The sequence below is a fragment of the Paenibacillus sp. FSL L8-0436 genome (assembly GCF_038593025.1).
In the GTDB taxonomy this organism is placed as follows: domain Bacteria; phylum Bacillota; class Bacilli; order Paenibacillales; family Paenibacillaceae; genus Paenibacillus_AQ.
Genome location: NZ_CP151955.1, coordinates 5,570,925 through 5,586,265 on the forward strand (window position 1 = coordinate 5,570,925; position 15,341 = coordinate 5,586,265).

Annotated in this window: 19 protein-coding genes; 2 read left to right on the plus strand and 17 right to left on the minus strand. The window is 44.8% G+C overall.

The window, feature by feature from the left end; translation table 11 throughout:
- Positions 1–63: 63 nt before the first annotated feature.
- Positions 64–741 (minus strand): hypothetical protein, encoded by a 678-nt coding sequence (locus NSS79_RS25690; protein WP_342436696.1) that lies wholly within the window; start codon positions 739–741, stop codon positions 64–66.
- Positions 742–1,114: 373 nt separating this feature from the next.
- Between NSS79_RS25690 and NSS79_RS25695 the strand changes: the two genes are divergently transcribed.
- Both NSS79_RS25695 and NSS79_RS25700 read left to right on the plus strand, forming a co-directional pair.
- Positions 1,115–1,549 carry a hypothetical protein gene (locus NSS79_RS25695; protein ID WP_342436697.1) on the plus strand — a complete coding sequence of 145 codons (435 nt, stop codon included), beginning with the start codon at positions 1,115–1,117 and terminating at the stop codon, positions 1,547–1,549.
- An 18-nt stretch (positions 1,550–1,567) separates the two neighbouring features.
- Positions 1,568–2,335 (plus strand): DUF1829 domain-containing protein, encoded by a 768-nt coding sequence (locus NSS79_RS25700; RefSeq protein ID WP_342436698.1) that lies wholly within the window; start codon positions 1,568–1,570, stop codon positions 2,333–2,335.
- A gap of 60 nt (positions 2,336–2,395) precedes the next feature.
- Here the strand turns inward: NSS79_RS25700 and NSS79_RS25705 are convergent, their stop codons facing one another.
- From NSS79_RS25705 to NSS79_RS25780, 16 genes are all read right to left on the minus strand, one after another.
- Positions 2,396–2,647, minus strand: coding sequence for a phage holin, LLH family (locus NSS79_RS25705; RefSeq protein ID WP_342436699.1), 252 nt, complete (start codon positions 2,645–2,647; stop codon positions 2,396–2,398).
- Between the two features lie 100 nt (positions 2,648–2,747).
- Positions 2,748–2,861, minus strand: coding sequence for a stalk domain-containing protein (locus NSS79_RS25710; protein ID WP_342440437.1), 114 nt, complete (start codon positions 2,859–2,861; stop codon positions 2,748–2,750).
- 3 nt (positions 2,862–2,864) lie between these two features.
- A complete protein-coding gene (locus NSS79_RS25715) occupies positions 2,865–3,278 on the minus strand; it encodes an A24 family peptidase (protein WP_342436700.1) in 414 nt (137 codons plus the stop codon).
- A 162-nt stretch (positions 3,279–3,440) separates the two neighbouring features.
- Positions 3,441–5,831 (minus strand): CARDB domain-containing protein, encoded by a 2,391-nt coding sequence (locus NSS79_RS25720; protein ID WP_342436701.1) that lies wholly within the window; start codon positions 5,829–5,831, stop codon positions 3,441–3,443.
- A gap of 85 nt (positions 5,832–5,916) precedes the next feature.
- A complete protein-coding gene (locus tag NSS79_RS25725; protein WP_342436702.1) occupies positions 5,917–6,813 on the minus strand; it encodes a copper amine oxidase N-terminal domain-containing protein in 897 nt (298 codons plus the stop codon).
- Entirely contained in the window at positions 6,797–7,162 is a 366-nt protein-coding gene (locus tag NSS79_RS25730; protein ID WP_342436703.1) for a hypothetical protein, read from the minus strand. The genes NSS79_RS25725 and NSS79_RS25730 overlap by 17 nt, the downstream gene beginning before the upstream one ends.
- 157 nt (positions 7,163–7,319) lie before the next feature.
- Positions 7,320–7,634 (minus strand): type II toxin-antitoxin system PemK/MazF family toxin, encoded by a 315-nt coding sequence (locus tag NSS79_RS25735; protein WP_341377993.1) that lies wholly within the window; start codon positions 7,632–7,634, stop codon positions 7,320–7,322.
- A gap of 29 nt (positions 7,635–7,663) precedes the next feature.
- Positions 7,664–7,822 carry a hypothetical protein gene (locus tag NSS79_RS25740; protein ID WP_342436704.1) on the minus strand — a complete coding sequence of 53 codons (159 nt, stop codon included), beginning with the start codon at positions 7,820–7,822 and terminating at the stop codon, positions 7,664–7,666.
- 287 nt (positions 7,823–8,109) lie between these two features.
- A complete protein-coding gene (locus NSS79_RS25745; RefSeq protein WP_342436705.1) occupies positions 8,110–11,019 on the minus strand; it encodes a hypothetical protein in 2,910 nt (969 codons plus the stop codon).
- 12 nt (positions 11,020–11,031) lie between these two features.
- On the minus strand, positions 11,032–11,619 hold the full coding sequence (locus NSS79_RS25750) for a hypothetical protein (protein ID WP_342436706.1): 588 nt from the start codon (positions 11,617–11,619) through the stop codon (positions 11,032–11,034).
- Between the two features lie 131 nt (positions 11,620–11,750).
- The gene (locus tag NSS79_RS25755) at positions 11,751–12,866 is read right to left on the minus strand and encodes a DUF916 domain-containing protein (RefSeq protein ID WP_342436707.1); all 1,116 of its coding nucleotides are present in this window, start codon (positions 12,864–12,866) and stop codon (positions 11,751–11,753) included.
- A gap of 21 nt (positions 12,867–12,887) precedes the next feature.
- Positions 12,888–13,520: a hypothetical protein gene (locus NSS79_RS25760; RefSeq protein WP_342436708.1), complete on the minus strand. Its 633-nt coding sequence runs from the start codon at positions 13,518–13,520 to the stop codon at positions 12,888–12,890.
- A 12-nt stretch (positions 13,521–13,532) separates the two neighbouring features.
- The gene (gene cpaB / locus NSS79_RS25765) at positions 13,533–14,216 is read right to left on the minus strand and encodes a Flp pilus assembly protein CpaB (protein ID WP_342436709.1); all 684 of its coding nucleotides are present in this window, start codon (positions 14,214–14,216) and stop codon (positions 13,533–13,535) included.
- 20 nt (positions 14,217–14,236) lie between these two features.
- Positions 14,237–14,656: a hypothetical protein gene (locus NSS79_RS25770; protein ID WP_342436710.1), complete on the minus strand. Its 420-nt coding sequence runs from the start codon at positions 14,654–14,656 to the stop codon at positions 14,237–14,239.
- A gap of 3 nt (positions 14,657–14,659) precedes the next feature.
- Positions 14,660–15,085, minus strand: a complete 426-nt coding sequence (locus NSS79_RS25775; RefSeq protein WP_342436711.1) for a DUF4320 family protein — start codon at positions 15,083–15,085, stop codon at positions 14,660–14,662.
- A gap of 8 nt (positions 15,086–15,093) precedes the next feature.
- Complete coding sequence (locus NSS79_RS25780) at positions 15,094–15,333, minus strand: hypothetical protein (protein WP_342436712.1); 240 nt, start codon at positions 15,331–15,333, stop codon at positions 15,094–15,096.
- Positions 15,334–15,341: the final 8 nt, after the last annotated feature.

Genomic DNA, 15,341 nt, shown 5'->3' on the forward strand with positions numbered 1-15,341 from the left:
TTATTTATATAAAAGGAATCTTGACATTATATTGAGAATGTCAGGATTCCCTTTTTAAATTATTTATGGATCGATATCTGAGAGTTCTTTTTTCATAAGTATCTTCAAATCAGCAAATACACCTTTTATTCCCTCGCTAAGCTTATCCCTTTCAATGTAGTCACCTGGAGACGGAAACTCAATGAAGACTAATATCGTGTTAAGAGTCCTAAACAATTCGTCACTTTTTAGCGATACAGATTCGGATAAAAATAAATCTGAAAGTAACAAATAATTTTTAGCCTCTATTAAGCTCCTTCTTGCATCCTGTATTTCCAATACCCTTAAATAAGCTTCAAGCTCGTCGATTGCATCTTCCTTATGTTCATCCCAAAGATTCAATACTTCATTTTGCTTACCTTCAGAAACTTTCCTAGCTTGCATAAAAATTTTTATGTCGTCTTTATTAAATTCCTTAAATGATAATGTTCGTCTGAAACCATATAAACTATGGACATTTCCATCAGCTAGCAAAAGTAACTTGAATAATTCAGGGTAAATCTCGTGTCTCTTGACTGAGTAAAGACCGTAATCATGAATTTTTTTTTGAAGATCGAACTTTAGATTTTCTGTATGTATATTTAATTTCTGCTTATGATTTTCCAAGTTCTTTTCAGCATTGTTTTTAATTAACCATTGGGATAGCCCTGTTATTAATGCTGCAACGGCTCCCGATAATAGCAAATTCAACCCATAGTTCATATAACCTCCTGTAATGTGAAATCCCCCCATCAGCTACAGCTAATAGGGGGAGATTTGCCGATGCTTTCGGACTGCACAACACGCACGGTGCTTCCGATCCATGTAATGATACATTATCACATTTGGAACATTATGCATATGACTCCATAACTGGTAAGGAAAAATTATACTAAGCGCAAAGAAATACCCCGCCAATGCTGGCAGGGTATGGTACTTCCGTTACTTCTATTTTATCGTTATTGGAACAACCTATAAATGATTCATGGCCTAAGCGAACATATATTCCATATATCGGTAAATGATAGATTTGTAGTAAGATATCACTAAATAAAAGAATGGTGTACTTTCCCACAATTTAAGGCGGTGTCATTAAATGCTAACACAGCAAGAAGCTGATATTTTATTAGGTCTGTTAAAAAAATTAAAGAAAAGATACATAACATTTCCATCTTTAGGGAATGAATTAAAGTTAGACGTTGATAGCTTAAATGGAGACGAGAATTTCACTATTAATGTAAACAGAAAAGGCAAATTAAAGCCAAATAAATGTACATATTTAACAATCTGTCACAGATCAACTATTTTACTTAGGGTTGATATTGAGGGGCCCCCTCACAGAAATCCGGACGGTTTGTTAATCCCTTGTCCTCATATCCATATTTATCAGGAAGGCTTTGATGATAAGTGGGCGTTTCCACTTGAGCAAGAAATCGATGCAGATTCTAATGATTTGGTTGATGTTCTTATTAAATTTTTATCGTATAATAATATCCAGAACATACCGTTAATTGAAACTAAAATGTTTTAGAAGGTAGGAGGTATATCCTTGAACTCACTTAAGGACCAGTTGAAAAGATCTTACTTGGAATGGATAAAAGAAAACACCATTTTAACTGATCTTAATGGAGTCATTGAAATCACTACTCCACTTATGGATAGACACAATGATCTTCTTCAATTCTATGTCATCCCTAATAATAAAAAGTTACTCTTGACTGATGATGGATATATAATTAATGATTTGATCTCCTCAGGTTTCGAATTACGCGGGCCTCGCAGAAAGTCAATTCTACAAACTTTATTGAACTCGTATGGAGTTCAGTTATCTAATGATAACGAACTCATTAGCGAAGCCACTATTGACAATTTCCCTCAAAAGAAGCACATGTTCTTACAGGCTATGATTACTATTAATGACATGTTCGTGGCATCTCAATCTAATGTGCAGAGTATGTTTCTAGATGATGTTGAGAATTTCTTTGATAAAAATGATATACGTTATAGTGAACAGATCATTCTTACAGGGAAAAGTGGACTTTCTCACAAGTTTGACTTTCTTATACCTAAATCTAAAAATTCTCCTGAACGTTTGATTTCAGCAATGAACAGGCCTAATATTGATAAAACGAAAAGCATGTTATTCGCCTGGGAAGATTCAAAAGACACACGAAAACATGAATCAGTATTGTATGCTTTTATTAACGATTCTGATAAACGTATTAAACCTGATATAATGAATGCCTTTTTTGAGTACAATGCAACTCCCATCCTCTGGTCTCAAAGAGAGGACTATATCGAACACTTATCTGCATAAAGCTTATAAAATACCCTGTCATAATTTATGACAGGGTATTTTATCTTCAAGCTAAATCTATCAGAGTTGTTTTTTATACTTAAGATAAACCTGTTCAATCGCTGCCCGAATCTCCGCAGGTGTAACCTCGATCCCATTGCGGGACAGTTGCTCCGTGGCGTAATCCAAAGCCTGTTCCAGTTTAGCCTGCCCCTCAGCACTTTTATAAACCGTCTCCGCATAAGCATATGCCTCCCCGGCTACCTTGTGCAGCAACTCCCACTGAGTCGCGTCCAGCTTACTGTCCAGATAAGAAACAGCCTTGTTCTTCACAATGCTACAGCAGCCAACAGAACGGCAGCCAGAACACCTACAATGGCTGTAACAATTGTGGTAACATACGGCTGAGCCGCTTCAACGATTGGTTGCATTATTATTCGCCCTCCTTGCTGGTAATTCTCACTGTCTTGGTCTTAGCATCATTGTTCACTGTAGCCCCTAAAGCCTCAGCTACGGCCCTTGCTGGCGTATAGATTGGTTTTTGAATACGTCACAGGATAACAACAATTAACCCCAGGCTGAGAAACGGTGCCAACGGCACGGAACGCTGAACCACTAAAGACAGCAGCCTTCTTCCCCCCAGGTATAGAAACACAAAAATGCACATCAAAAATAATACTACTACCTCTCGTTCCACCCCGATACCCAATCCAATCAGTGTCACCAGTTTCACATCACCAGCTCCCAGAGATGAGGGGCTGATCATAAAGATCAGGAATAACACAATTCCTGGGATTAACCCCCATAAATATTCTGGACTACACAGAGTCCTGAATATAAACAAAAATAAAATAGCAGGATAAGTTAGTTTATTAGAAATCCGCCGCTCCGTAATATCGGTGTAACTGAACCAGCAACAAAGGATGAGTAGACTTGTTGTCAGTAGCATGTTTACTATGACCATCTTTTATACCCCTAGCTCAGGAAACATCAGTTGCAAGCCACAGAGAATTATCGCTTCCAATAACGTGAATAAATTAGATATCATGATTTCCTCCTTTATGAGAGCCCTCACAGTGCCCATAAGCAAAACCCCACCGCGAACGATGGGGTTAGCTACTTTATTTTAATCTGTCCGTCTCAAATTCTGCACATCATCATACATACTGCCGAAAATTTCTACTTGCTTGGTGATGCAAGTGACCAGGTTATTCATGCCAGACGGATCGGTGGAGATCTTAATTCGATAGTATCCATCGGTAGCATTGACCGAGGTCATATACTTTCTGCCTTGATAAGTCTTTCCAGAATCTGATGTGATCGTCTGCAGAGGCAACTCCCAGGTAGCTGTGTTACGATTCCCGCTGGTTTTCTCCAGTTTAATTTTACGTTCCATCTTCCAGTTCGGGTCGTAGAATGTGGCATAGACCTCTGCTGGACCGTAATACTGTCCTCCAATCGGATAGGCCGTCCCTTCCAGACCGGCCGGGACTTTGGTTTCCCAATTCGTGTTATACACAGTATTCACTTTTAGCTCAATCCCGTAACCGGCACGAGTAATTTCATTTGCATTCTTCCCTGTTCTATTCGCATAAGGAATGATCTCCCAAGACCCCCGGCTCTCCCGATCTGATTCTTTTGCCCTCTTCAGATCTGTAGCAATACCTTGCTTCGTGTTTACTTCCGCCGAGATGGTCAGCTTCTCATTGTAAGTAACTGGTTTATTCTCCCAGATCGGATCGCTGTAATCTGTGTAATACTCCGTATAGAACTGAGTGAGTCCATCTGCTCTGGTGTAGCTTGCAGTGTACGATTTAGTGGGATAGCCTGTAATGACCGGATAAGTTACGTTCCAATCAGCTGCTGCTTCGGGCTGGTTGCATTCGCTGCCGTTTCCGGATGCGCTGGAGGTCACGGTGCAGCCGGTAGTCGCCACATTATTACTCCGGTTCTGATCAACCTTCTCCTTTTCTGGATCTACAGAAACGGTAAGATTATGCGCTCCTGTTGAATGGCCTGTCCACTGAAAAGGCCCAACGGTCAAGCTCTGGCCAGCGGCAAAAGATTTTCTCGTTTCATAGATTTTGTTCGCATTATCGAAAAAACGAATGAGCACATTACTCTGACCATCCGCACTATTATTCTTCACTGCAGCTGTAATACTGCTCTGTCCACCCTTCTGAATCGCCGATGGAGAAGCCGTGATCGATACCGCGATCAAATCCGCTTCCGGAGCTTTGCGTTCAACGGTCCAATAACCCTGAATGGTATTATTCTGGTATGCTGCAGACGGCGATTCAAGTGTTCGGTCCGGATGATTCGGGTTGTTGACGATACCATCCACTTTGATATAGTACTTGCCCGGAGCTTGTCCAATATCAATTTTACCCAGCATGTAATTATATTCTTGGCCATTCTTAAGATTTGACGGTAAGTTCGTGAACATAGAGGGCAACGCAAACTCAGCCGTCAGCGGTCCGCCGATCTTAACGCTCGCCGTCATTGGCATTCCCCGGTTGTTTGTATAATCCGATGTAAACCCGTCAGCACCGTCATAACGGAACCTCATCCACAACTGCCCAGCTTCGGTCAGCGTCAGCTTCATAGGAACATAATCCATTGGCTCATCCACGGCAAGCTTAACGGGTTGGATCGCTGTCCGTCCATAGCCATCATCCATGATAATGTCCACGTTCTCCCCAAGCACATCGGCAATTTCCTTGGCACTAACAGAGATCGATCCCGCCTCTTTCTCCTGAGACGCATTTGCCCGGATATATTTCCCATCAGTCAGACTGACAACACTGCTCAGATCGGGAAAAGCCCCTTTGGGCGCAGCGATCAGGCGGATGTCCCTGTCTGTGTATCCATAACCGGTATATGAAATCGTGAGGTTCTGTCCATTCGTGACCTTAAGTTCCGGCCAGGCGCTGACCACATACATCGCCCGGTTCACACCCTCTCTGACCTTCTGGGTCTTGTCGAACTTGATGCCCATTCGCGGAACAATCCCCGAAGTTCGCAGGAAGGGATGCCACTGCTCCAATAGGTAAAAAAATTCATGCCCTATTTTGAACACAGGATCGTTAGCATTATCACTAAAGCGTTCTTTGAAAAAGGCTCTCTGGCCAGCCGTAAGAGATTGACCACCCCACACGGCATCGAATAATCCACCCAATGATTCCTTGCTTTTATAAACTAAACCAAACCCATTCTCCTTGTTGAAATCCTCGTCAGCAGGAGTCTGCTTAACGCTGAAAGCATCGTAGTTAGAAACAATCCGAGTCTGTCCGTTTGAAAATGTGTACAACCCGGCCCATTGATGTAACTTCCATGGATTTCCTAATACATTCTTCTCTAGAGCCGGGACATAGCCATTAAATTTCCCCCCTTCTTTTCCGTAATCCCAATTAACATATTTGTTTAACATCGGTTGGCTTGAATCTGCTGCTGCAACTACTGCCAGCAGAAGTGATAAACCAAAACAAAGTACCGTTGACCACATTTTTCTCCTCATTTATTCCTCTCCTTTCATATTATAGACAACAAAAAGAGCCTGCACATGCAGACTCTTTTTGTTGTCTAACGGGGTTTTATCCTGATCAGTCCAACCCCAGTGCTAACTTTTGTATCTCCGATAAAGTAGCTGACGAATTATTTACTGGGCCAATAACGATAGCATCATTGGTTACATCTCCAAACAATTGTCCCAGATCCTTGTTACCATTACTATCTAAAGCCACTACATACCCTTCCTGTTCATCACGACCCGGATATATTTGATCAATAGAGAGAAACCCTCTACCCTTGCCAATCGCATAAGTGTAGCTCTTGCCAGGCACAAGAATAACGGAAGAACCATCAGCTTCATAATACTGACCATAGGCTTCCTTCGGCAGGGTAAAGGATAGTTTCCCGTTCTCTACCTTCATATTGTTCACAAACAAGGTCTTAGCCAGCTTGGTATAACCCGGCTTCCAGGCAAAATCAGTACTGTACATGTTATTCCCGTTTGCGGTTCCCGAAGTTGGTGATGGACTAGGCGAAGGAGAGACCGTGCCGCCACTTGCTGTCGTAATGGTCACAAGCTTCGTCTGTTGGTTCCAGTCCACTGCTGCCCCCAGAGCCTCGGAGACAAACCGCAACGGAACATAGGTCCGATTTTGCTGTGCTCTTGCTGGTACATCCAGCTTATGAATGACCGTATCCACGGTCACGGTATCACTGTTCACTTTCATTACAATGTTCTTGCTGTCTTGCTTAATGGTCACGATCCGATTGCTGTACCCTACAGTAGCTCCCAGCGCCTCACTCACAAAGCGAATCGGGATCATTACCCGGTTGCCTTCATCATATGGCCGGGCATCCGGAAATTGAACGGTTTTACCGTTCACCTGGACCGATACAGCCACTTGAGCCGCACTGCCTACACTGGCCACCATGCCGAGCATGATCACTGCTGTGAGCACACTACTTAACACTTTATGACTCCGTTTCATTCTGATCACTCCCCGTTTTCGAATTCATTCTTGCGGACATACCTTGAATTAATTGCAATAAATCCTGTACGATCCGGTGCATCTCTGCTTCGCCATTGCGGAGACCTTGCTCCTTATCGAGTAGCAGCTGCCGCCACTCCGGACTCCAGAAATACTGATGCTCGTCCTGATCCAGTCGGTGAATCGCCTCGCGGATCGCCTCCGACCTGCTGGTCTTATGCTTCTCGCAATAACGCTCCAGGATATCTTCTGTCGTTTCATCCAGTCGTGTGGGAATGGGTTTACTTTTGGGATTAAGGGATTTGGGACGGCCCATCTGTTTGTGATCCGATGTGGAAGAAGATTGCAAGAGATCGCCTCCGACTTTTTTTATACATCAAATATACTGTTATGTATATTAAAAGTAAAGAAATATTTTCCAAATCCCTCTCCCCCACTCCCGCCTCTCCCTCTCTACTGAAAAAAAGACAAAATAAAAAGCCCCATCTCGGCGCTTGTGAACTTGCTTATTCGTAAAACTTACTCAATACATTTAATAAATCTTCATCATGCAGCGTTCCCAGATATTTGCCGATTTTATCGTGATGCAAAGGAACAAACTGCGAGCAGCGTGCGACGGATGGTTGACTAAGCCCGGCCCTTTGCCAATACTTAAGTACTAAATCCTTCGGATCACCTGCCCGCTCAGCATGTGATGTCACCTTAATGACGATGGATTGATTCTCCCGGGTATCCAGCACAATGCCGGGCCGCAATTTCTCAATCTCTCCATCATCAAAAGGGTACAGGACAAGATACACGTCTCCACGGTTATGATTCATCAGCAGCTAAACTAATATGGTATATTAGCCTATTTCTCTCCTTTTTCACGTTTAAAATCCGCTTCAGCTTTTTGAAGGTTCGCTTCAGCAGCTGCCCACAATTCCGGGCGCATTTTATCCACTTTACGATTTGCTTCTTTCAATGGGTTAGGACTATTCATAATCAAATCGTTCTCCTCCTCATTCATTCAACATACCTCCAATCTTTGTAGAGATTATGAGTATGCTGTTAGATCAAGATTTTATACCTTATTGTCTGCATGTGTATCTATTATAACACACTGTCTAAGGTGTGAAGCGCATGTCTAGCATGTTCTCCCCTCCTTCCTATTCATTTCTCACAAGACAAGCATATCCCAATTCTCCAATCCAAACGTATTAAAAAAGTATGGATTTTGATTACCTGGTACAAAGAGAATAATAAAAAAAGCCGTCCGGTTATTACACCAGGCGGCTGAAATTTATTGTACTCTCATTAAATCCCCGATGCCAGCGTAAAGGTAAACTGCGAACGATACGTCCCTACACGAAGCCCTGTCTTTGCCCCTGCTTGATACGTACTGTTAGCCCCCGCCGAAACCACTTCTACCTTATCCGGCACGGAAAGCATATAACTCATTGGAATCTGGTATTGTCCCATGCCCTCAAACTCTCCGGCTTTGGCGATCACCACCGGCTCGGCATTGAAGACATATTTCCCGTTTTGGCTGAGACTTGCCTCCTGCCCGGCCAGTGTCTTTGAATCGGTAATATCTACACTGAGTGAACTAGCTGGCATTTTTACAACCAAGTCACTCGTGCCCTTGCTATTGTCTACTACAGGATCGCTCACAAAATCGGTGATCTTCAGACTGTAGTTCCACCCCGCGCCTGTTCCCCGACTGTCTTCAATCACTGAATTTGTCACTGAATTAATGACTTGATATTGATTCGTCGTACTGATGGTTACCGTGTCCAGCAATAATCCACTAAAGTGCGAGGAAAAGGCCCCGGACAATACAGTAAACGTGACATCCTCTGACCCTATCGGACTTCCCCAGCTTGGGTCCAACGTAGGTTGTGGAGTCGCTGACGGCGTTGGTGTCACCGTAGGTGTAGGTGTTGGCGCTACTGTCGGTGTTGGTGTTGGTGCTACCGTCGGTGTTGGTGTTGGCTCTACCGTCGGTACCGGTGTTGGCTCTACCGTCGGTACCGGCGTTGGCTCTACCGTCGGTACCGGCGTTGGCGCTACCGTTGGTGTTGGCGTTGGTGCTACCGTTGGTAGCGGTGTCGGACCATTCAACGTTGCACTTGCATCTGCCAACTCTTCACCGCTTGCATTTACTATTCTGACATCAATGTTATGGCTCCCCGTATTCAAGGTAACAGGTCCAGTATAAGTAGACCATGTGCCATTATCAATTCTCACTTCGATTTTCACACCAGGATGTAAAGTTCCACTTTCGACGCTAAAGGTGCCATCTGCTTGATCGATGATTTTGGGATAGCCTGGAGTTATTGTAATTGGATCATTTAGAAGTTCCATCTCTAGCAGAGGGCTGAGTACTCCACCGTTTGCGCCCGAACGAGCCTTAAACAAAACTGTACCTGCTGTTTCCAAGGTTACAGGAGTCGTGTACGGAGACCAAGTCGTGCCACCGTCCACTGAAAACTCTCGCGTTGTAATAGCTGTTTCACTTCCGAAGTCAACTTTGACTACTTGTTGATTTAATTTATTCGTGGTTACGGTGCTTGTAGGTTTTTCAAGGACGACTGGGGCTACATATCCTGTAGGTGCAACAGCTGGTATTCCTGCTACCTGCACGAGATACATCACGCCACTTAATTGATGATTTATCCAAAACATGCGACCTTTGTCATCGATTACATAGGTGCTGTATCTACCTAAAGTACCCACGGTAGGAACTTCCACAAAGCCTATGAACTTGTCGCCAAAGGAACTTTTTTGTTCTGTCATGGAAGGACCGTTTGTCCAACTATAAAGCTGACCATTCGTATTTATTGCTAAGATTGAGGGTTGGTTGGAAATAGTTCCACCGTCAGCTATCGCAATATCCTTAACTTCTGCAACTTGGTCGGAAGAACCACGGATACGGGATGGAGTCGTTAATACTGCAGAACCGGTACCAGATATTCCTTTGTTATTCGCTCCAACGGCGTACAACTTATCGTCTTTGATAAACCAGTATGTGTTCTCTTTGCTACTAAACATTGCTTTAGTAACACCAGTTGCTATTTCAACCTTTGTTGCAAATGTTTTAGCATTAGCAGATGCATTCCATACAGGAATATTCGTTCCTAGAGTATCCCACGTAGACAGTACTCCATTATCCAAATACAATCCTGTGTAGGTGTTCAGCTCTGTATTCTTATTTGGATAAAATTTAGCTTTTGATTTGTCTAGAGGAAGAGCAGTTAATCCAGACAATGCTGTTATTTGTTTATCATTTGCAATTGCTGTGTCAATGGATGAGAAGGTGTATGATTTGTCATCAACCTTTAGCACGTAACGTCTGAAATTACCTTCATACCAGCCGTACTTAACCGGTGGATTAGAGTTTGCTATATACTGTTTGGCATAGTTAGCTCCGGCCTCCGAGGTGTTACCAAGATAGGAGACATCAACGTTCATAGGATCACTATACGCTGGGAAATTATCAATTGCTACCGGCTTCGCTGAGTCCAGAGACGATAATCCAAAAGAAGAACCTACTAGATAAGCTTTATTACTAGTAAGTAATACAACACCTTTCTCTGGTGCTGGAATTATTTTCTTCACGCCTAATATTGGGTCGCCTGTAGCTGGATCAACTACCTCTATGGGAATAGCTCTATCCAGCTTCTCTCCACTACCTAACTGACCTCCTGATCCTGTTCCCCAAGCCCATGTCATACCATCTTCCCCAAGTGCAAAGTAACTGGTCCCCGACTGAAGATTAGATGAATTAGCTCCTACTACGGCAGTCTTAACTTTTATTTCGGATATTTTAGTTGTCGGGTACTTTGTACTCTTGTAAATATAGCCATCCGCACCTACAAAAGGATAAGAGTCAATCTCTGTTCTACTAGGATATGGAGGGAACAGTGCAGTTGCTCCGGGTGGCATCTTCAAGAATATAAAATCACCGTCTAGATAGTACGTACTACCGTCTCTAAGGGTTATTTTGTTATAAAATGAGACGATATTAGTGTTATACGCAGCTTCATAATTCGTATTGTTACTTGAGAAGTTTTCCACCTTTACAATTTCATTGTACGCAGCACCTTCGACTTTGGTAGTCTCGCCGGAAATGAATAATCCGGGAACTAGCAGAACCAAAGATAAAGCTAACGCTCCCCATCGTTTGTGCTTTTTGGTTGACTCTTGTGTCGATCTCGTAGTCATGCTTTCGCCTCCTTATAATCCTACCGTTGCCGTATAGGTAAATGTTGATGTATACGTACCCTGGAGTAGACCCACGTTCTGGCCGTTACTGCCCTCAATAATTTTGGGTACGTTAAGCACGTACGACACCCCGAACTGATGCGTTCCTGCCCCCTCCGAAGGGATCACCCCTACGATCCGACTGTCTTCCGAAGAGAGTACCTGATGATTTGCCAGTTCTCCCTTTGCGGACTTAAAATCAATAGGTGTTCCAACAACAGCATTCTTGTACTGGGTAGAGAAGGATACCGAAGATGCAGGAATGACAAAGTCGATAGCTTGTCCACTAACCATCTTCGTCAGTTTAAAATCGGTGGCCCGTAGCACAATCCCCCAACCCGCTGCAGTCCCTCTCGCATCCAATACGTTCAAATTACTGGTCGCTGCTGACGTTTGGTTTTGCTTTATGTCCAGTGTGATATCGGTAAAGATCGGCTTCGTCTGAGTCATTTGCAGACCTGCACCAGTGACCACAACCTCCGATTCATCTGCAGCAAAGGCAGAGGAGAACGGGAGCGTTACGAGCATGGCCATCAGCATCGACATTATCCATTTTTTCATGTTTTGCTATTCCTCCTTATTTATTGTTCTGAGTCAATCAACCAAGTGAACAGGCTCCGGACAACCACCCCCCTTCAAACGTTCTGAAAATAAGAAACAAAAAAGCAAACTCCAGGATTGGAATTTGCTCTCTAGAGGTTGACCTCTTTGTCACCCGGATCTGCGCTGGATGGTACAGGGGCTGTCTTCTGCTCTTCCTTTTCTTTTTTGCGTTTCCACAGCAGGAGCAGGAGCCAGAACAAGAAGACGAAAATGAAAATAATGACGACTAACACGATCACCACAACCCATACGTGCAGCTCTAGCCAATCCCAGAAGGTCTGAGTCACTTCAATCTTTCCGGCTTCTGTCAATGACGCCTGGGAAGCTCTGGACTGTTCAGGAGTGACTGAGAACGAAAAGGTGCGGCTAATGGTCTGCCCAGAGAACGTTGCATTATAAGTAACCTCGTATGTATCCGGCAGCAGTAACTTGTTATCCAAAATATAGACCATATCTGCGGTTGTACCCGCATAAATGGAATCTGCACGATAGGCCTGCTGATACATAACTTGGCCTTGGCTATCCTTTACCGTGATATTTCCAGTCGGTTTCTCTAAAATGGTGCCCCGATCTCTTAATTTAAGGGTCAGTCTGGAATATCCGGTGCTGATATAATCGTGGCGGAAGTCGTCGATGCTCATCGCATGCACCGCCTGTTCAGGCTTGTATTCCAGTACCATCTGCACACCGCTACGATTGACCACATCAATGGCCACCGAAGCCTGCTGACCTTGCACATTCGATTCATTATTTTCTGCCTGGATCAATTCCTCAGCAGCAATCACACCTACATACTGTCCGGGCGTGATCTCTTCCGGAACAGAGACCCGGTACTTAAAGCTGCGTTCCTCCTTCGGCTTCAGTGTGAAGCGCTGGACCCCTTGCGGGTCCAGCCATGCCCCGACATGAGAAAGCTTCTGTTCTTTCTCCGAGAAACTTCGCCCTCCATTCTGAGCCGGGAGTGCGTCAGCTGGGTACAGTTTAATCTCTACAGGTTCGTTTTTCGTGTTCCGCACAAAAAAGGTATATTCTCTGGAATCACCCGGCTTCACCTGATCTTTATAATACCCTCGGCCCTCTTCTACCGCCTTGACCGGAGACAATACAAATGAACTATCTGCACTGACCACGCCAGACAGCCCTAAACAGCAAATCAACAGCAAACTGAACTGGATCAGGGTCTTTCTAACCTTTTTTCTCTCCATGACATAACCTCTATTCTATTCTTATAGCCCAGTAACCAGGGTATAGGTTAAGCTTGCGCGGTACTCTCCGGCCAGTAGGCCCACCCTTTCTCCAGGGGAAATCCGATCCGTGTCATTCACTTCAGCCACCTCTAGAAGATCGGGAAGATCCACCTGCAGGATCAGATCCGCACTGAAACGACCGCGTCCGGAACCTTCAGCAGCTTCGAGCATCACTTGAGAACTTCCAGAGGCAAATACCCCCGCACCGGTTATCATCCCGTTTGTCTCGTTCTCCGAGGTAATCCCCGATACTTGATATGAAGCATATCCTGCAGGAATCTTCGCCCGAATATTGCCTTGCGCAAGCGTATGCCGGACCGTGAATTCATCCAAACGCACGGCATATTGCCATCCCGTGTCTCCCTCATGTTCAACCTCCAGCTTCAGATGCTTGGAGAACTGTAGGTTTCCGGAAGTATTCAGTGTTATCGGCGTGGACTCACCAGCTATACGAATCGCACCAAGTGGTTGCGCAGAATAAACCGCATAGGTGGATGAAACTACCGTTTTCGAAGCATCTCCTTCAGAATCACCCAGCTCCGCATGTGTAACCGGAGATTGTACGGTTCCCAGAAGGATGAGCATCGCGGCCAGAAAGAAATACCGCTTCATGGTCCCCCTCCTTTACGGCTTCAGCGTTCCTGCAGGCAGCAGGTACACCTTCCCGGATTCTTGATACTCCATGAGCAGCTCCGCCTGCTTCGGCGTGACCTCAAGGACAACCACTGCAGGAATTAAGCTCCCGCCGTCCACTGGATCGGGGACTTTGCCTTCCGCATTCAGCCGTTTCACAACCTTAAGTCCGAATAATTCCGGAAGAACGATGCGTTTGGACTGCCCTGAAGCCGTATCGGTGACAAAGGCATAGGCATCGATCACAATACCAGGCTTGACTTCATCCCCAGCGGACATCGTCAAGTCGGTCTTTACCCCGATTTGGCGCATCCCCGGCTTCAGCGACACTGCTGCGCCCACCCCTGAAGTCGCCGCTGTCGTAATCAACGATTTACGCAAAGGTGCATGTTCCAAGAAGCCGTACTTCGAAGCATAAGCATCCTTGAAATCCAGTTCTTCTGGGGACTCCAGGGCATCCTCCGGCACCTCACTAAGTACGACCTCCCGATATTTGAGCATATCTTTGGTGATGGCTGCGTAAGGTGCAATATCTGTTTTGGCCACAATAATTTTCTTAGTCTTCACCTGCTTGGCAATCTGATTGTTATTCAGGTTAAATGCAACTAGCGCAATCACCAGTCCGAGGAGGACGATGAGTGCGCTACGGGTATATTTATTCCAAAACTTTTTCAATGATTGATTTCCCTCCCTGCTTACTTAAAGACACTCTCATACGGTATATTACGGTGAATCGTAACCGGATATTGTACCCCCGGAAGAGCAAAAGAAACATGGGTACGGTACACCACATCAATCCACGGCACCTCATCGGCATCATACCGTAGCTGCAGTTCAAATTGACTATTCTTCATTACTGGATTCTCAAGCGAACTGCTCAGGCTTAGCGCAACCCGAAAGGCTTCACGAGTACTTGAGCGCAAGGCGTTTTCTTCGAGTTGTACTTTGCCTTGCTGCGCATCCGTCACAATCCCTGAGCGCACAATCCCTGCATCAATGGAGTGCTCAATGGCCCGGCCGGTAGAATCATACACACTGTCTATGACCAGCAAATCCATGATCAGTACGATCAGAATTAGACCAAACAAAATAGACCCGCATACCTTGACCCACATCGGCTAGTCCCCCGTTCGGTAAAACTTATGTGCCAGGCCGGATACATGCACCTTGATCGGCACCGTGTAGTACACACCAACCGCCTTGAGCGCAAAAACTTCATATTCCCTGACCGCCGTTACTTCAAGTACATCTCCGCGCTGCACCGGCTTGGGCGTGGCCGTAAAACTGACTTTTCCCGGGTCCATCTCCATGCTCCGAAGCAAGCCATCGAAACGCTGTCGGGTTATGGCATCTGCACCATTCTCTACTTTCATCACCTGCAGTACTTCATTCGAGGCGGTGTGAAGGTTAGAGCGAATCATGACATACTGCACAATGGTTACAGCGAGTAGGGCAACGATCAGTGTAATCATCAGAAAAAAGAAGACGCCAATAAGCGCGTCCCCTTTCTCCGATTTCCTAAAGGTATTCAGCCTGTGCTTCATAGACAGCCTTAGGTTAAGGAATTCATTTTGCCGAAGATTTTATCTTTGACAAAGACATCGATTTGGGCCTTGAACAGAATGTACACTGCAATAAACAGCAGCAATGTAATCAAGATACCAATCACCCACTGCATCGCATCCCCACGTTCTTCTTTCCGAAAACGATCCAACCGGGTATAAAAGGCAGAGGTGGCAAGCAGCATCGTTTGTTGACTTTCACGTTTCACTTTGTTCATTAGCTTTTTCATAAAATACA